This is a genomic window from Chloroflexota bacterium, assembly GCA_026710945.1.
GTDB lineage: Bacteria > Chloroflexota > UBA11872 > VXOZ01 > VXOZ01 > VXOZ01.
Genome location: JAPOQA010000046.1, coordinates 109,574 through 127,663, shown reverse-complemented (window position 1 = coordinate 127,663; position 18,090 = coordinate 109,574). Strand labels below are relative to the sequence as shown.

Genomic DNA, 18,090 nt, shown 5'->3' with positions numbered 1-18,090 from the left:
TTGTCCCCCGCTCTTGAGTAGGATGCAATTGACACGGCGGCACGCGGTCGGAGTCACCTCATTACGGCCAACAATCGGATTGCCTATGGCTCAGGAGTGCGCAGGTTACAAACCTACGCTACCGCCAGATAGGCAGACGTAGCGCGGGGGCTTGTCCCCCGCTCTTGAGAAGGATGCAAGGGTCTCGGCGGCACGCGGTCGGATTCACCTCATTACGGCCAACAATCGGATTGCCTATGGCTCAGGAGTGCGCAGGTTATAAACTTGCGCTACCGCCAGATAGGTGGACGTAGCGCGGGGGCTTGTCCCCCGCTCTTGAGATGAGTGCAAAGGTCTCGGCGGCACGCAGTCGGATTCACCTCACCGTGGGAATAGGAGCCGGAGGCATGGCTTCCTTTCCAGGACACTGGAATGCGGGTAAGAGACTCCCCACCTTTCTTGCTCGGAACCTCTTGCGCTCAATTCATCGTCTGCGCTTCTGAATCTCGGCACGCTCAGCCGGCGTCAGGTTGACGATGAAAAGAACGCCTGTGACCAGGGCGGGGAAAGCGGCGAAGCACCAAATGATCATGTCCGCGAGGCTCTGCATGCGCACGACGAGCAGCGAGGAGAGCAAGAACCCGGCAATCAGCCAATACACGCCGCCCGCCAGTGGATGACGGCGGGTTGCGATGCCGCCGACAATGCCAATGCCGACCGGTACGAGGTGTACGGCCAGGCTGTCCTGCTGCAGGTCGGGAATGCCTATCCACGGCCCCACCCCCACAATGCCCCAACCAAAGGTCCAGAGCAGCATCAGCGCCCAAGCGAGGCGGCGGTACTGATGTATGTGCGGCGAAGGCTCTTCAACTGTTTTCTTATCGCCCTTGGGCATAGCTGCCGGTCCCTTTCAAGTTCGCTGCCACATGGTGCAAAGACTCCCTCTCTTTGGGGATGTATAGACCGGGTACATGGGTTACACATGTTCGGGCACATAGGTAACACCAGAGAACGATGGGGTATTCGTAGTATGCGATGTCCTTGCCTTGAAAGTTAGATCCACTCAATATCCTTATGCACAGTTTGTTTCTCTGGCACAAGCTGACAGGCTGAAGGTAAGTGGACTGTGTCGCCAGTCTCGTTTCAATCCCAGACCAACCCAAAGTTCTCGTAGGTGTCAATCAGTAAAATGTGTAACCCATGTCTCCGAACAACTGTTACCTATGTCCCCGGTCTGTACAGGGGAGAGGGCCGGGGTGAGGGGAATTCTGCGCCAATCCGGACCAATTCAAACAGTTCGCAAGAGCATCACAACACTCTTACCCAATGGTAATGCGAGTCCATCCAGTCTCCACGCTCACCTGCCGAGCTACGCCACCTCACTCAACCGGCGCTAGTGACATGCGCGCCGTACTGCCGCCATCCACGTAGATTACCTGGCCGGTGACGAAATCGGCCCCGTCAGAGGCCAAGAAGGCTGCTACTTTCGCAATATCTGCGGGTCGCCCCACGCGTCCCCACGGCACTTGGCTGGCGCCTTTTTCGGTCGTATATGCCGGATTGTCGAAGTAGCGCGGCACTTCGATGAGACCCGGACCAATTGTATTGACTCTGACATGCTGCGGCGCGAGCTCGATAGCCAGCGTGCGGGTCAGAGCGTTGACCGCGCCTTTCGTGCCGGCGTACGCCACGTGGGACGGATAGCCTGCATAGCCATGCACGGAGGAGATATTCACGATACTGCCGCCGCCGCGCGCCAGCATGTGGGGCAGCGCCTGTTGGGCGCAGAAGAAGTAGCCGCGCACGTTCAGGTCGAACATCAGGTCATAGTGCGCCTCGGTGGTCTCCTGAAACGGACGCTCCACCGTAACACCGGCGTTGTTGACCAAGACGTCCAAACCGCCTAGTCCCGCCGCGGCTTCGTCCACGGCGCGGCGGCACTCTGCCACGTTCGTCAGGTCGGCCTCAATCGGAACTGCCGCGCCGCCGCTTTCCTTGATAGCCGCCACGGTCTCCTGCCCGCCGGCCACACTATCGGCATAGTAGTGCACGGCCACCGCCGCCCCCTGGCGGGCCAGCTCCAACGCGATGCCCTGACCAATCCCAATGCCCGCGCCGGTAACTAACGCCCGCCGCCCCTCAAGTGCGCTCATTCCAATCTCCTTTGTCCGATTACTGGCCGCGCTCGCACTCTCTCGCGAGTTAATGCAATGGTCTCACTGCCAACGCCGGTTGATTCCCTGCGTTGGAACGAACAGAGAGACGATACCCGAAGTTGCGCTGCACGCTACCATCATACCCGCCTGCGCAATGAATGTGGCCGCAACCCGATCTCAGTACCTACCGCGAGCCCGCATGACCGGGAGGAGTTGCGAGTTGCGCGATGAGGGGACGGATGTCGTTGCTCTCCTCCAGGCGTTCAATGCCGGTGAAGACGGCTTCTGCTTGTCTGACGTCCAGTGGATGGTGGGCGTACCCGGCGCACGCGAGGAACTTTCCTCGGCGCTCCGACCGCGTCAACGGGAGGCTGGGCTCGCCCTTGACATCGGCATGGCTGATTGCTGCCCGGCGTCCGTCCTTGAGTGTCACCGTGAGACGCTCCAACGTGGCGGGTCCAGCGTCGGGCAAGCGGTGCACCTTAATCGTCTGTGCCAGCCTGTGTACGTCTGTGGCTGCGCGCCCCGCCTCCGGCGCGAAGTCCGCAAGTCCGGGCGCACCGTGCACCAGCGCAAAAGCCACCGTCCACTGCGCGCTGAACTGCGCGTCTACCTGCGGGTTCTGCCGTATTTGGAAGGGCTGACCGATCAGAGCGTGCCCGCGCGGATGCAGCCACACGTCCACGGCGGCAATGTCTGTTGCGTCAGACGGTTGTAGCTGATCCTTGGCCTCCAGGGCCATGTCTATCGGCCGGTGCGCCGCGCGGCAGCAGGGATACGGCTTCAGGGCAATGTCTTCTACGGCGAAGTGTGCGCCGAGACCTGCCGTGAGAACGGATGCGTCACCGTAGCCGCCGCCAAAGAGGGCAAAGAGTCCGTATGCGCCCGTCGCGAGCGCATGGGGGCCGGTGACGCCGATTTCGGCCAGCACCGCCGCATGCACCCCCGCCCGTGCACTGAATGCCGGTGTCAGGCGCTTGGCGACATTTCCTTCCAAGAGCCCCTGGCGGTTTCCTTGCGCTTGCGCGTAAGCCAGCCCGATGGCGTTCGCCATACCCTCGGTTGGCAAGCCGAGCAATTTGCCACTCACCGCCGCCGCGCCCAGCCCGCCAAAGACTGCCGTCGGCAGCCAACCCACGTGCATGTGGGGCAGAACGGAGAGACCCAGGCGAATCTGAAATTCCGCCGCAGCGGCGAGAGCGGTGATGAGGTCCCGCCCCGCGATCGGTGTGCCCAGACTCTCGGCAGCGGCCAGCGCCGCAGGCAGGAGCGTCACGAAAACGTGTTGATTGGAGGCGCGATGCGAATCGTCGAAGTCGTGGGCGTGGACCATGGCCGCATTGAGCCATGCCGCCGTGGGCGCCGGCAGGCGATGCCCATAGACAAGCACCGTCGCTTCCGGCGCGCCGCCCCAGCGGGCTTGCCGCGCCACGATCTCCGGGGTCAAAGGCGCTGCCGACCCGGCAAGGGCGCACGCCAGCGCATCGGCAATCTGCACTTTGACGGCTGCGACCGCGTTCGGCGTCAGGTCTTCATAGCGCAGATCAGCGACGAAGGATACGAGCGCTTCAAGAGGTTCCATCTGTGTAGACCTACTTGGAGTCAGCCGCGCCGCTAGGTCCGGCAAAGTAAGAGGTTCCCTCTCTCCGAGGAAAACCTTGCGTGACTTCGGCTGGAGGTGCAGGTGTTACTCCCTCTCCTCGGGGAGAACATGACATAAATTCAACCGTAGGCGCGGGAATTACTCCCTCTCCTCGGGGAGAGGGCCGGGGTGAGGGGAAAATCCACACGGTAAAAACCCGCTTGACGGATGCTTGTAAATGATTCGCAAAGGTCTCCACCAGGCAGTGTCCACCAGCAATTGCCGGTACCCAGCGTTAGGTCTGCAGCCCTAGCAGGCGCTGCGCGTTCTGCCAGCGGATTTGTTCCAGGACCTCCACCGCAACGTCGAGGACCTCCAGCTTATAGAGCGGCACCTCCGCCGATGTGAGCGGCATGCCGCTGCCAAAGACCAACCGCTCCGGGCCGATGCTTGTGAGGAGCGTGGGCAATTCCTCTTTCACGAACACCGGAAGGCGCGCAATATCCAGCCCGTACGCGGCCTGCACCGCGCCGCGCTGACCCAGGGGAGTATCCGTAAAGCCCAAGCCGTAGTGAAAGACGAAGCGCCCATTCGGATGCGCTTCAGCCAGCGCTGCCATTTCCGCCACCGGCACGATGCCGGGTTGCGCCAGCAGCCACGACCGCTCGCGATCATCCTCCACCCAGTGGGGAACGGAGATCACAAGGTCGCTGGCAATGGCCGCCTCAACCAGTTCACGGCAAGACTGGTCGCGCAAGGTGTAGCGGTGATAGGGCGGGTAGAGCCGCACGCCCCGGCATCCGAATTCCTCCCGGCAGACCGCCAGGTCGTGTTCCCAGTCGGCGTACGTGGGGTTGATGACGGCAAACGGCACCAGGCGGTCTCGATGCTTGCTCACCTCGGCGTGGAGTTCCTCGTTGGCCGCGTGGGAATTACGGTAGAGGATGGCGCTGGCAGACGAGACCCACGCCTGGTCGATGCCGTGCCGGTCCATGGCGCGCAACAAGCCGCTCGCATCGCGCCACGGCAAGGCGCGAAAGCCCCAATGGCCGATGTACGTGTGGGTGTCTATGAGCAACGGTACGCTCGCTCACGTTGTGTTTCGTGCACCGAAAGGCTCCTCAGGCTGGCATGAGGTCCGTTAGGGAAGCGCTGGGCCGAGCCGGCAAGGATGCCTTGGTCGCCTGCTTTACGCTCTCCCAGGGCATGTGAGGTACGTTAGTGAGAGTATACACTGCATGCGTCCCGCTGTAATTGGCGAATGAACGTGTCGTACGAAAGCGCCATTGCGGGAGCTCACGGGACGAGCGGCGATGCTGTGGCGGGGTTGCGTGTAGCTCTTGATCCCCGGCTGCAAATACGAGAAACGATGACAAGAGCACAGAGGGTACTGCGGCATGTTTAGCCGCAGGTGAGGCAATGCTTGGTGACCCGCCAGGGACTCGAACCCCGAACCCACTGATTAAGAGTCAGTTGCTCTGCCATTGAGCTAGCGGGCCGTGCGTGCGTTGTGGGCTTGCCTGCATTGTAGCACCGGCTCGCGGCGACGGACAAGACGCCCCGGACGCAAATCAGAGCGTCTGCAATTCCGTTGGTTGTAGCTCTTGCAGCCTTCCGTCATTACCACAGCGCAGGAATCCACACGTGCGCAGGTTGCAGACCAACGCTCCCGACCTGTCATTCCTGTAAGGGTCAGGTAATTCGTTGACAGAATTCGCTTTCCAGTAGAAAGCGCTACAAGGCCTTGTCATCCCGAGCGTGGCGTCGAACACTGTTCGCGGAATCTAGGGTCCCTGCCCAACACACTTTCACGGCCTCAGCACTCTAGATTCCGCGCTAAGAGCGACACTCCGCTACGCTCCGTTCGGTATGACATGTATGTAGGCGAGCACAGAGTACTGCTCCCAAGTTTCTTCTACCAAATCTGTCAACGAATTTCCTGACACTTACAACTCCCACGCAGGCTGCCGTAATCCGTCATTCCCGCGAACGCGGGAATCCACCTTCTCCGCGCCGTGTGCACTCATGCCCAAGCGAGAAGAGCCTTGCGTAGCTCTGCAAACCCAGCGGAATTCAACCTGAGCGGCGCCGGTTTCCCCTCACCCCGACCCTCTCCCCCGGGAGAGGGGGTAATTCCCGCGCGTACGACGAGGGCTAGGCAAAGCACTCTCCCCGGTGAGAGGGAGCAATTCCCACTCGTACGATGAGGGCTAGGCAAAGCTCTCTCCCCAGGGAGAGGGAGCAATTCCCGCGCGTACGATGAGGGCTAGGCAAAGCTCTCTCCCCAGGGAGAGGGAGCAATTCCCACTCGTACGATGAGGGCTAGGCAAAGCTCTCCAAGCGGGGGGCCAAGCCCCCGCGCGACGTGCTTGGCTTCCCGTCGCTTTGGCGCGATCCGTGTGATTGCACTCAGAGGGTAGATGTTCACGCAAGCTCACGCTCGAAGTGCGACTCGGTGCGCTCGGCGCGCTGCCAGGCGAAGGCCTGAGGCACGCGGTCGCGGGCGCCGGGCGTGAGCGACGGTAGCGCATCTTCGGTAAAGTAGCCTACGTCCAGGGCTTCGCTCGTCGGGTGCGGCGTACCGGAAACGAACGAGCACATGAACCCAACCATATACGTCTGAAACGGCGCGCGGCCGCCGTAGGCGCGGTTGTCGTAAATACCGATAAGCTGCTCGGCGCGCACGCGCACGCCGGTCTCCTCCCAGATTTCCCGTTCCGCCGCCTGTGCCGCGGTCTCGCCGACCTCCACCATGCCGCCCGGCATGGCCCAGAGGCGGTTGTCTGACCGTTGTATGAGCAGCACGCGGCCCTGCGGATCGAAGACCGCGCCAAACGCCGCTACTTTCGGCGACTGCACGTCAATGTCGCCGTTGTATATCTTCAGAATCTCGTCTACCGAGCGCGTATCAGCGAGCGCAATGAGCCGCGCGGCCAACTCCAATACGCGCTCGTAGCGGGCAATGTCGTACTCGTCATCCTCCCGCCGCGCATAGAAGAGCCCCGTCTGCCCAATCGCCCGCAACTGATCGGCAATGTCCTGCATTTCTTCGCGAGTTTTGTTCTGCTCTGCATTGGCCATGTGCTTACCCCAACATGACCTTCTTAAATTCCTCTAGCGAAAACGCCGGATCGGCGAGAGCGTCGAGGAGTCTTGCCTCGTCCTGGCGGACTTCCTCGGCTTTGGCGGCGACCTCGGGCGCGATTTCGGCGGGAATCTGGACGACGCCGTTGCAGTCGGCATGCAGCAGGTCGCCAGTCTCGACGGAGAGGCCCGCAACGGTCACCGGCGTGGCAAAAGATTCTACCGTGACTTGCCCGTGAGAGACGATTGCGCTGGACGCGAAATACTGCAGGCCGAGCTCCCGCACCTCATTGAGGTCGCGCACGGTACCGTCGGTGATGACGCCCACGAAGTCGAGGCGCGTGAGCAGCGTGCACATAATCTCGCCAAAGAGCGCCGCCGGCACCTCCGGCGTGGCGTCGTGGGCCACCAAGATGCGCGGGGCAGGCACGGCCGCCGCGTGTTCCAGCGCCCTGACCCACTCCTGGCGCATGGGCGGGTCGCCCGGTTCGCGGTTCTTGAAGGTGACAGTGAAGGCATAACCCACGATCTCGCCGAGATCAGGGTAGATGCAGCGAATGGATCCATCCATGTACCCGGCGCGGCGGTCGCGCACGTCGAATTCTTCGATGGCGTTGGCAATGGTAGGACTGTCTATCGCCCGCAGGGCAGCAAGCTGCGCGGGTGTGAGGTGTGCGAAGGTGGACACTGGGAGGCTCCTTAATCGATTGAATAGTTCTTGCTCATGTGCACGGCGGAGGCGCGCGCTCCTCGCCACACGTACTGGAGTCCGCTGCTTTTGCGACCGTCGGAAGGAGATGGCGGTTGTATTGGTGAGGGGTTCTCTTTATACAATGGCCCTTTACGCTGTGCAGTGTCAAGACGTATCAGGGCAGATTCGGTGTGCATGTGGATAGCTTTCAGGAGATTCACCCTCACCCCCGTATCGAGTACGGGGCAGGCTCTAGCCCTCTCCCGTCGAGGGAGAGGGAACGCTCTCGTTTCCCCGTAGGTTTCGCAAAGGTCTCCCCGGGGAGAGGGGGTAGCACAATTTCCTCAAGATCTAGATACGCCATGGTTTCGCTGGGAGAGGGGACTTCCTCGTATTGGCAAAGGTTACGCAAGGTTCTCATGAGGTAGAGGAAACGAAATTGCGCCCAAGAGAGATTTCGCATTCGTCTCCTTGAGGAAGCAAGGCTCGTCCGATGAATTAGCGTCGTGGCCACGCATGCAGTACCTACACCTTGCAGCCGTCGAGGAGACGCTGCAGGCTTGCCCCCGCGATTTCCGCGCGCGCTGCGGGCTCCAATCCGCCGTAAGACAGCGTAGTGATGGGCAAAGCCGGTTCGAAAATCGGCAGGCCGGTGCCAAAGATGAAGCGCTCGGCTCCCCACCGCTCTGCCAGTTCAATGAGGGCGCTGTGCCCGCCCAGATAGGAAGTTTCCACATAGAGGTTCGGCGAGCGTTCGAGCAGCGGGAAGAGCACGCGAAAGTCGGCGTGGGACTGCCGCAAGAGAATCACCGGCAAATCGGGAAACGCCTCCAGCAGCCACGCGATGAAGTCCCAGTGCCGCGGCTCGCTGTAGTGGGCGTTGTCGAAGTCGAGCAGAACCGGCACCCGTTTGTCGGCGAGGGCTTGCGCGAGCGGCTCGATCACCCACGGTTCGAGCACGAGGATGTGGGTCTTGGGACAGAGTCGCGCGGCGCGCGCACCTGCCGCCAGCAGTTGATCGACTTGCTCCGTTTCCGGCGGCACTTCACGCGTGGCAGCAGGCATTACCACCCAACACGGGGAAAGGCGCGGCTCGCCGGCAATGGCCTGCAAGAGACGTTCATTGCCGTCTGTGGGGTCGTGCCACTTGGCATGGGTATGCGTCACCAGCGCCCGTGAAATATCATACGCATCCAGCAGCTCCAGCAAGCTCGCGGCATCGACGGGCGACCCCGGCGGCCGCTGCGGCAATGGGCCAAGTGAGACGTTGACATCGAAGAGTTCGGGTCGCCCGTTACCTTCCGCCATAGCTCGAGTCTCCTGTCTTGTAGTGGAAGATTGTTTCTTGCGTTGTCGGCGTCCTGGGCGCGTGCCGCTCAAGGTCACGCGGTACGTGTATGCCGGGTCAATTCCGCATGAGCGCAGTCATACCTGCTGGGAACTGGCCGACCTACTTGACGTGTACACTGCAAGTTATTCGAAGCGAGAACACACGCGCCCACATCCGGTTACATCTTACCGTTGCTACCGGCCGCTTGCCTAGCGGCGATCGACGTAATGAGAGCAGTGCGGACACGCAAAGCTGCGCCGGCAAAGTACGGGCGTTTCCTTGGCGTCTTCCCCAGGATAGCCAAGATGGCCCCGATACGAGTTGCCACGTTGAGCCGCAGCATCGAGATAGCTTATAGTAAGAGTTGGTACACAAGCTAACGAAAATAAAGCTAAGGACCCATCGCGATGGGAGTAAAAGTCTACATTCCGACACCGTATCGTCGTTTCACCGGCAATCAGTCCCGGGTGGAACTCGAAGCGGCAAACGTTGCGCAGCTTTTGCAGGAACTGGAGCGCCAGTTCCCTGGCATCGGCGCACAGATCGCAGACGAAAACGGCGATATCCCCGGCTACCTCAACGTCTACGTCAACTCAGAAGAAGTACGCACGCTCCAAGGCAAAGACACCGCGCTCTCCGACGGCGACGAGATCTCAGTGATCCCCGCCATGGCGGGCGGTCTATAGCCTATCGCAGCATCTCCGATCGCACTGAGCCTGTCAGAGTCCAATCTGGTTGGGCCTAGGAACTAGAATCCGTTCGCACTGAGCTTGTCGAAGTGCCATCCGATCAGCCGCCGGCCACAGTTCCCGTTCGCACTGAGCCTGTCGAAGTGCGTTCCGATCAGCCGACTCCTACCTAATCCGTTCCCACCGGGCCTGTCGGTTCATATTGGATCCGCCAATCAGCTCTCCTATCCGTTCGCACTGAGCCTGTCGAAGTGCAAACGCGCCGACCTCCTATCTCGCCTTTCCCGCCTGCCGCGCCGCCGACTCAGCACTGTCTCCCCATCGCCCCTTGCCTGGTTTATCTGGGTCACCACTGTTCCTCTCGTTTCGCCGTTCAAGATGGGCCTTGCCGGCAGTTGTTTGCGCAGCACGGCCGGTTCCCGTTTTCCACTGTTGGACAGAGCCAGGCCCTTCTCCTAGAATGGCAAGTGGACTGCAATTTCCCAATCGCTCGTGCGACAGTTCTTAGATTCGAGAGAAATCCCCATGCTTCCCCGCTACACGCGACCCAAAATGGGCATGATTTGGTCTGAGGACCGCAAGTTCGCCACGTGGCTGCAGGTAGAACTTGCCGTGTGCGATGCGTGGACAGAGCACGGAACGGTCCCCGCAGAAGACATGGCGAAGCTGCGCCACGCGCGGACCCCGTCCCTGGAACGCATCGCGGAGATAGAGCGCGAGATCGACCACGACCTCAACGCCTTCCTCATGGCGGTGGCGGAACAACTGGGAGACGAAAGCCGCTTTCTCCACCTTGGGTTGACCTCCTACGACGTGGAGGACACGGCAACCGGCATCCGGCTGCGGGACGCTGCGGACGTGCTGCTGGACGACATCGATGAACTCAGCGGCGTGCTTGAGGCAGCGGCGGTCACGTACAAGGATGTACCGCAGATCGGCCGCACCCACGGCGTGCAGGCGGAACCGATTACGTTTGGGTACAAGCTGCTCGTCTGGGTGGACGAAATGCGCCGCAACCGGCAACGCTTGGAGGCGGCACGGGCGCAGGTAGCCGTGGGCAAGATATCCGGCGCGGTGGGCACTCACGCCAACGTGCCGCCCGCCATTGAGGACCGCGTGTGTGCCGGATTGGGCCTTGACGTAGCGCCCACCTCGACGCAAATCATCCAGCGTGACCGCCACGCCGATTTTGTGACTACGTTGGCCGTAATTGGCTCTTCGCTGGATAAATTCGCGACCGAAATCCGCAATCTCCAACGCACCGAGGTCTTGGAAGTGGAAGAACCCTTCGAGCGCGGTCGCGTGGGTTCATCCGCCATGCCCCACAAACGCAATCCCGCCAGATGTGAGCGGGTTTCGGGCCTGGCTCGCCTGATGCGGTCCTACGCGCTAACGGCGCTGGAAAACGTGGCCCTCTGGCACGAACGCGACATCACCAACTCCGCGCCTGAACGCGTCATTCTCCCCGATTCGTGCACTGTTCTCGACTACATGCTCGCGCTGTTTACCCGCGTCATGGCAGATTTGCAGGTGTACCCCGAGAACATGCTGCGCAACCTCAACCAAACACGCGGCCTCGTCTACAGCGAGTCAGTGCTCTTGGCCCTGGTCAATTGCGGGCTCACGCGACAGAATGCCTACACCATCGTCCAGGAGCACGCCACCGCCGCGTGGGAAACCGGCGCGGACTTCGGCTCACTCCTCAAGGACGACGCGCGGGTGCGCGAACATCTGGATGAAGGCGAGATTGACGCGCTCTTTGACGTGCGCCATCACGTGCGCAACATCGAGGCGTCGTACAAGCGCATGGGGCTGGCGTGAGGGGTCAGGCCGACACCGGCGATCGTTCGAGCGGGCGATCTCTGTTTACCGTTCATGCTTCGACAAGCTCAGCACGAACGGTAAACGATGTTCAGGATGAACGGTAAACGGTATTCAGCACAAACGGCAAGCGATGTTCAGCACGAACGATAGACGATACTCAGGACGAATGGTAAACGGGGCCAAGGGGCAAGTTGGGTGCAGCGTTCCCGGGATCGATGTCGAGCCTATTCGTCGTGCGGCACCGGTTCGATGATGGTGCAATAAGCGCCTTGGGGATCACAAATAAAGGCAAAGCGTCCCACGCCCTCCACCGCCATGGCAGGGGAAATCTGCTGCCCGCCGAGGCTCTGCAGCTTCTCCAGCGATGCGTCCAGATTGGCAACGGCGAGGTAGATGGACCAATTCGGGGGCATTGGACCCCATTCCTCTCGAATTGCCATCATGCCGGCTGCCGGTCTGTCGCCAATACTAAACAGGTTGTACTCGCCGCCGTCGCCGCTCTGCGTTTTCACCACCGACCAGCCGAAGAGGCCCGTGTAGAAATCCCCAGCGGCTGCCGTATCGCGGGTATAGAGTTCGTTCCACGCCAGCGCGCCGTGCTCGCCGAAGACCTCGGCGCCGATCTGGGTGCCAGGCTGCCAGACGGAGAATGGGGCGCCCGTGGGGTCCTGGGCGACGAGCAGGCGTCCCGCGTCCATGACGTCAAATGGCTCCTGCGCCACGGTGCCGCCCAATTCCTTGATTCTTGCTGATGTTTCGTCGGCGCTCACGACCGTGAAGTAGCTCTGCCACACCGGCCGGCCGCCGGTCATCTGCTTCATCTCGTCCGGCATTGCGTACAGCGAAAACGCGCTCTTGCCCCGCTTGCGGAGCATGCAAAATTCCGTGCCGTCGGGAAGCGGCATTTCTAACAGTTCCAGGTCCAGAAACGCCGTATAGAATTGCTTAGAGGCTGCGAGATCGGGTGTGCCCAGATCCGCAAAGCTGAACATGCCGGGTTGGTGTTTCGTTATTTCCATTGTCACCTCTGTGTGGTTGCTTGAGTCGCCCTGGAAGCCCGTTTGGCCTCCACAGTATATGATAGAGGGTGAGGATCAGGACGGGCAATGAGGCCGGAGAAGATAGCTGACGATGGCTGACGTGATTCTGGAAACGGCGCTTCCCGTACCCCGTTTCGCGCGCGGCAAAGTGCGCGACATCTACGATCTGGTCGAGCACTTGCTCATCGTCACCACCGACCGCATTTCAGCGTTCGACGTCGTCTTGCCCATGGGCGTCCCGGAAAAAGGGCGGGTGCTCAATCAACTTTCCGCCTTCTGGTTTCGGCGCATGGGGCACCTGGTTCCCAACCACCTCATCACCACCGACGTGACGGCGTATCCCGCGGAACTGCAGGCCGACAGCGAGATGCTCGCTGGGCGCAGCATGCTGGTGCACAAGGCGGAACGCATCGAGGCCGAGTGCGTCGTGCGCGGGTATCTGGCCGGTTCCGGTTGGCGCGACTATGTGCGCACCGGCGAGGTCTGTGGTCACAAACTGCCGCCGGGAATGGTGGAGAGCCAGGAATTCCCTGAGCCCATCTTTACGCCTGCGACCAAGGCTGAATCCGGTCACGATGAGAACATCTCCCGGGCGGAATTGGCCTCGCGTATCGGCACGGAACTCGCGGCGCAACTCGAATCCACTTCGATCGAAATCTATAACTTCGGGCGCGCCGAGGCCCAAAAGGCCGGCCTGATCGTGGCCGATACGAAGTTCGAGTTCGGTCTGTACGAGGGCGCACTCATGCTGATCGACGAGGCGTTTACGCCGGATTCGTCACGCTACTGGGATACCGACATCTATGAACCCGGCCATCCCCAGCCCAGCTACGATAAGGAATTCGTCCGCGAGTGGCTGCGCCAAAGCGGCTGGGACATGGAACCCCCCGCCCCCACGCTCCCCGACGACATCATCCAGAGAACCAGCGCCAAGTACCAGGAAGCCCTGCGGCGCATCACGGCCATACCGCCGGAAACCCATTCATAGGCTTTGGGCAGTCTGCGCTGGGGATGCGGCGTTTTTCCATATAACCGACCCTCCTGCTGCACTCGCACTCAGAGTAGTCGCTGCGAATCCGCTATCCAAATTGAGTCCTATTGTCTGTAGCTCCTCTTATCACATTAGAACGAGGATTAGCAGTAGCGCGGGGGCTTGTCCCCCGCCTGAGTGGGAGCACAGAGCGCACTCTCCGGCAGCAATCTCGCATGAGGGAGCCACTGCAGATAGAGTGACCCTACCGCGGCGCAGAGCCTGCCCCGTACTCGATACGGGGTTGTAAACCGGTCCTGAGCACTGCGGCAGGCTCAGCACAGGCTCTGTCGAAGGGCGTGCGCTACCGGGGATATGAGGCGCGGTGCTCAGCGCCATTATGTTTAATGCGACAACATTGGGGCTTGCCCCCCGCCTCTTGCCCCTACGGAGACCTTTGCGCAACTCAAGCGGTAGCGAAATAGTTCCCTCTCCCCCAGGAAAGGGAGGTTTTCTCGCCTGAAGATGAGAGTCGCAAAGGTCTCCAAGGAGAAAGGTATTCTCAAGCCTATTGGCCAATGTCATGCCAAGGATTCCTGAAAAGCATAGCAACACTTCTAGGCTCGAATTTTGCGGCGACTACCTAAGTCGGCAGGCTTCTGTGTACACAGCCAGGTTGTGTTCGGCGATGCGGTGCCATGAGAAGCGTTGGGCAAACTGCCGGGCGGCGGCGCCGAGGGTCTCGCCCAGCGCTGGGTTTTCGTAGAGGCGGTAGAGCGCGTCGCTGAGGGCCGGTGGGTCGTCGGCAGGCACGAGCAACATAGCGCCGCTCTCTTGAATCTCCGGCGACGGTGGTTTGGGATTGGTGCTCACCACCGGCAGGCCATGGTCAAGCGCCGCCAGCAGGCTTCCGCGGCGCAAGGATACTCCGTCCGTGAAGGGCAGGGCCAACGCGTCGCAGGTGGCCAGCGCACGCGACGCATCCGCCGCCTCCAGGTAGCCTGTGCTGAGCAGAATATCTCCCATGTCCAAGTCCAGCCTGCGAATTATGCGTTCCAGGTGCTCCTTGTAAACGGCATTGGTCGGATCGCTGTCGCCCAGGCTGCCGCCAACGATGAGCACTTGTACGGGAATCTGCCGGTCGCGCAGCAGGCGCACCGCCTTAAAGAGCGTATCGAGCCCTTTGGTGTGGTTAACGAAGCCGAAGAATCCCACCAGGAAAGCTTCGGGCGCGACACCACACTCGGCACGGAGCGCTTGCCGCCGCTCCGCGGTGATGGGGACTTCGGCAATGTTCGCCCCGATGTCGATCTGGTGGGTTGGAGTCTTCTCCGCAAGACGCTTGCCCGCACCCCCCGCTGCGCCCCACGCTTCACGGTCAGCTTGCGTTGTGAAAACGAGTGAGTCGCTGTGACGACCGAGCATGCGGGTCACCCAACGGCGGGCGGGACCCGCTTTTGGAAAGAGATAGGGCTCATGAAGATCGTGGAACGTGGTGACGATGGCCGGGCGCAGCGTGCGCCGCCGCAGATACCACGGCAGCAGGTTGATGGCAGGGTTTAGGTCGAAAGCCGCGGTCTGGTACTGAATGTGCACCACGTCAATCTGGCGTTCGCTGATGATCTGTTGGGCGATACTCCAGAAAGGAAAGCTCCATGTGCTCACTACGGGATGCACGGTAGGCTCCGTACTGGCGCAGGCGGAGTCGGTCAGCACCTCGCTGGTGACGTCCAGCGCGCGGAGTTCCGCCCGCAGCGCCGCCGTGTAGTCGGCAATGCCGCCCTGTAGGGGAGGATATTCGCCTGTGATGAAGAGTACACGCATGGGATCAGTGAGCGAGCCAATCAAGCAGGCGGCCAGTAGGACTTGGAGCCGCAAGACGCAAACCGTCGCGGCGATGCTTCGTGGACAGCACTTTCGCGTGTATTATACGTGATGCCGTCTCCGGCCCGGGAAGCCGGTAAGGTACCACAGTGTCACGTGTGCGAGCACGGCGACGTTCTTGCGTAGTTCTCGGTTGTGTCGCTTTATTGGCACCTTCGCGGCCTGCTGGACGGTGTAGACGGCAAACAAGATACCGATCACGGCCCGCAATAGCAATGCAACCAAGCGGCCGCGCTCCTTGGCCATGAACATATGACGACTGCGGTGGAAGTTCAGGGCGCGGGCGATGAGGTCCTGGTCGGCGCTCTGGCTCTCGTGGTGCAGCGCGTGCGCTCCGGGAAAATAGCCCACGTCCCAACCCGCTTCTCTCACCCGGCGGCACCAATCGGTCTCTTCGAAGTACATGAAGAAGCGCGGATCGAAGCCGCCCACTGCTTTCAGCACCTCCCGCCGCACGACGAGGCAAGCGCCTACCACCCAAGCAACCTTGGCTGCTTGGGTTTCATCGAGGTTGCGGCAGTAAAAGCGTTGCAGAGCGGGCATCTCGCCAAACCACCACTGGAGCGGCGTGCTTTCCAAGAGTGCGGTGACAAGCGAATAAGATCGGCGGCAGGTCGACTGGGTGGTACCATCTGCTTGGACAATATGTGGGCCCAACAGCCCGACATGCTGCTCCTGTACCAGATAGTCTCGGACTGCGGCGAAGAAACCGGGCTGAACGCTCGCATCGGGATTCAAAACGACCACCAATTCACCACTGGCGGCGAGCATCCCCTGGTTTGCCGCGCACCCGAAACCCACATTCGTGGAGTTTTCGATCAGGCGCACGTTGGGGAATCTCGCGCTTACCGTTGCCACACTATCATCCTGTGAGGCATTGTCCACGACGATTACTTCGCCAGCGATGCCGGCGCGCTCCATGTCGGCCAAAACCGATTCGATGGCACTTGCGAGCAAGTCGGCCACGTTATACGAGACGATCACTACGGATACATCGCACGTTGCCGCCGGTAGGGCGCGAAACTCCTGCCACACCCGCGTCGTGGGGTCCCGTTCCAAAGCGGCGAGGTTACGATACGTGCGCCATTCAAAATAGACCATCGCCGCGCTCAGCGCGAACCCCAGCCAACCATCTGCATAGCCTCGCCACGTAAAGTAACGACGATTAAACGCGCGCAAGGGTTGCAGAATATAGTTGCGCCAGCGCACCCGTTGCCCATCGAGCCAGAACCGACGCGCCTCAAGTCTGGCGTGGAAATGCTGCTTGGCAACGAAGTGCCGCACCGATCGGAAATTAAAGTGGATGAGCTGCTCATTGAGTCGTTCATCGGGTCCGGTGAGTAGGGCAACTTCGTGCGTATAGTGCGTGGGATTGTAGCGACCCTTGTCTACGCGAAAGAGCCTAAGTTGATGATCGGGCCCCCAACCAGCGTAACGCATCCAGCGATTCCCAAAGAGATTCTTGCGTGGAATCCAATACCCGACAATGGCCTCATCGGACACCGCCATACGGATTTCTTCCGCCAGGGCTGGCGGCACACGCTCGTCTGAATCCACGAAGAGCACCCACGGGGACTGCACGTGCTTCAGGGCGAAGTTGCGCTGTATTGCCAGGCTATCTAGTTTGCGCTCGAATACACGGGCGCCGAAGCGTTCGCAGATGGCGGGCGTATCGTCTGTGCTGAAATCGTCCACGACGACAATGCTATCGGCCCAGGTAAGGGTAGCAAGGCACGCGTCTATTTCTGCCTCCACGTTGCGCGTTAGCACCGCCGCCGTAATGCCGGTTCGAGGTTTCGCCGAAGAGGGAACCTCACTTGCGCAAGAGCGAGAGGATTGCATGCTAAGGGCCGACTTTAGAATTGGTGGCATCGGCTAGTTTTCGCCCTTGAGCGCAAGCGCCAGCACCTGCAGACGGCTTCGCCAGCGGTCTTGGAGGATTTGGTCGCGGAAGTGACGCACCCTTTGCGGCAGCAGGCCGATGAGTTGCCATAGCATGCCGACCGTCACGATTGCTCGGGCTGCACATTGATAGCCCCTCCCATGGTGCTTGGCGAAGAGACGGAAGCGGCTGCGATGCAACTCCACGAACATGCGTCCGGCGGTCTGCTTGGTGCTCTGACCGCCGTGGTGCACTACGCGCGCGCCGGGTACGTGCATGATTTCCCAATCCGCCTGCTTGATGCGGCGGCACCAGTCGATCTCCTCGCAGTACATGAAGAACCGTTCATCCAGCAGGCCCACGTCGGCGCACGCCTCGCGCCGCACCATCATGCATGCCCCGAGTGGATGGTCCATGGCGAAAGGGTGCTCGTAGAGCCTGAACGGGTACCGCCCGTTCAAACGCGAGTTCAGCAGGCGATGGTTGAGGGGAAAGAAGTCAATTAACGCCATAGGCAGTGTGGGAAAGCGGAAGGCTGCGTGTTGATACGTGCCGTCGGTGTGGAGTAATGTCGGCCCCGCCACGCCAACCTCCGCGTGCGCTGCAAGGAAGGCAGCGAGCGCAGCCAAAGCGCCGGGGAAGAGCTCAGTGTCCGGGTTGAGCAGGCAGAGAAAGTCGCCGGTCGCGGACTGCAAGCCTTGATTGGTCGCTGCAGCAAAGCCCCGGTTCTCCGCATTGGCAATCACCTGGACGTGGGGAAATTGCTCGCGCACCATGACCACGCTGTCGTCGGCGGACGCATTGTCCACCACAATAACCTCATCAGGTGGTTGTGGCTCCGCGGCAATAGACGCGAGGCAACGCGCTAAGAGTTCCCGCGTGTTGTACGAGACGATGATTACCGAAAGCCTAATCCGGCCCGCTTCCATGCCGCCGCGTGACTCCTCTTTCTAGTTTTAAGGGCGAACTTGCACTCCTG

At 61.0% G+C, this 18,090-nt stretch carries 14 protein-coding genes and 1 tRNA gene; 3 read left to right on the top strand and 12 right to left on the bottom strand.

Annotation, left to right across the window (positions count from 1 at the left end):
* Window positions 1-463: 463 nt before the first annotated feature.
* The 8 genes from OXE05_09680 to OXE05_09645 form a co-directional block, all read right to left on the bottom strand.
* Window positions 464-874, bottom strand: a complete 411-nt coding sequence (locus OXE05_09680; protein ID MCY4437586.1) for a hypothetical protein — start codon at window positions 872-874, stop codon at window positions 464-466.
* 484 nt (window positions 875-1,358) lie between these two features.
* Window positions 1,359-2,132: a glucose 1-dehydrogenase gene (locus OXE05_09675; GenBank protein MCY4437585.1), complete on the bottom strand. Its 774-nt coding sequence runs from the start codon at window positions 2,130-2,132 to the stop codon at window positions 1,359-1,361.
* A 187-nt stretch (window positions 2,133-2,319) separates the two neighbouring features.
* Window positions 2,320-3,717: an MmgE/PrpD family protein gene (locus tag OXE05_09670; GenBank protein ID MCY4437584.1), complete on the bottom strand. Its 1,398-nt coding sequence runs from the start codon at window positions 3,715-3,717 to the stop codon at window positions 2,320-2,322.
* 295 nt (window positions 3,718-4,012) lie between these two features.
* On the bottom strand, window positions 4,013-4,795 hold the full coding sequence (locus OXE05_09665; protein MCY4437583.1) for an amidohydrolase family protein: 783 nt from the start codon (window positions 4,793-4,795) through the stop codon (window positions 4,013-4,015).
* A gap of 346 nt (window positions 4,796-5,141) precedes the next feature.
* A tRNA-Lys gene (locus tag OXE05_09660) sits at window positions 5,142-5,216 on the bottom strand.
* Between the two features lie 925 nt (window positions 5,217-6,141).
* Window positions 6,142-6,798 carry an NUDIX hydrolase N-terminal domain-containing protein gene (locus tag OXE05_09655; protein ID MCY4437582.1) on the bottom strand — a complete coding sequence of 219 codons (657 nt, stop codon included), beginning with the start codon at window positions 6,796-6,798 and terminating at the stop codon, window positions 6,142-6,144.
* A gap of 4 nt (window positions 6,799-6,802) precedes the next feature.
* Window positions 6,803-7,489: an RraA family protein gene (locus tag OXE05_09650; protein MCY4437581.1), complete on the bottom strand. Its 687-nt coding sequence runs from the start codon at window positions 7,487-7,489 to the stop codon at window positions 6,803-6,805.
* Window positions 7,490-8,017: 528 nt separating this feature from the next.
* Window positions 8,018-8,800 (bottom strand): amidohydrolase family protein, encoded by a 783-nt coding sequence (locus OXE05_09645; GenBank protein MCY4437580.1) that lies wholly within the window; start codon window positions 8,798-8,800, stop codon window positions 8,018-8,020.
* 429 nt (window positions 8,801-9,229) lie between these two features.
* On the opposite strand from OXE05_09645, the gene OXE05_09640 reads away from it, so the two are divergent.
* The gene (locus OXE05_09640; protein MCY4437579.1) at window positions 9,230-9,508 is read left to right on the top strand and encodes a MoaD family protein; all 279 of its coding nucleotides are present in this window, start codon (window positions 9,230-9,232) and stop codon (window positions 9,506-9,508) included.
* Window positions 9,509-10,036: 528 nt separating this feature from the next.
* A complete protein-coding gene (gene purB / locus OXE05_09635) occupies window positions 10,037-11,332 on the top strand; it encodes an adenylosuccinate lyase (GenBank protein ID MCY4437578.1) in 1,296 nt (431 codons plus the stop codon).
* A 227-nt stretch (window positions 11,333-11,559) separates the two neighbouring features.
* Here purB and OXE05_09630 read toward each other — a convergent pair whose 3' ends face one another.
* Complete coding sequence (locus OXE05_09630; protein ID MCY4437577.1) at window positions 11,560-12,354, bottom strand: VOC family protein; 795 nt, start codon at window positions 12,352-12,354, stop codon at window positions 11,560-11,562.
* A gap of 112 nt (window positions 12,355-12,466) precedes the next feature.
* Here OXE05_09630 and OXE05_09625 point away from each other — a divergent pair, with 112 nt between their 5' ends.
* A complete protein-coding gene (locus tag OXE05_09625; GenBank protein MCY4437576.1) occupies window positions 12,467-13,363 on the top strand; it encodes a phosphoribosylaminoimidazolesuccinocarboxamide synthase in 897 nt (298 codons plus the stop codon).
* Between the two features lie 621 nt (window positions 13,364-13,984).
* On the opposite strand, the gene OXE05_09620 is transcribed toward OXE05_09625, so the two are convergent.
* The 3 genes from OXE05_09620 to OXE05_09610 are packed head-to-tail and all read right to left on the bottom strand — an operon-like array spanning window position 13,985 to window position 18,040.
* Window positions 13,985-15,223 carry a glycosyltransferase family 4 protein gene (locus OXE05_09620; protein ID MCY4437575.1) on the bottom strand — a complete coding sequence of 413 codons (1,239 nt, stop codon included), beginning with the start codon at window positions 15,221-15,223 and terminating at the stop codon, window positions 13,985-13,987.
* Window positions 15,224-15,271: 48 nt separating this feature from the next.
* On the bottom strand, window positions 15,272-17,071 hold the full coding sequence (locus tag OXE05_09615; protein MCY4437574.1) for a glycosyltransferase: 1,800 nt from the start codon (window positions 17,069-17,071) through the stop codon (window positions 15,272-15,274).
* A gap of 33 nt (window positions 17,072-17,104) precedes the next feature.
* Window positions 17,105-18,040: a glycosyltransferase family 2 protein gene (locus OXE05_09610; protein ID MCY4437573.1), complete on the bottom strand. Its 936-nt coding sequence runs from the start codon at window positions 18,038-18,040 to the stop codon at window positions 17,105-17,107.
* Window positions 18,041-18,090 lie beyond the last annotated feature (50 nt).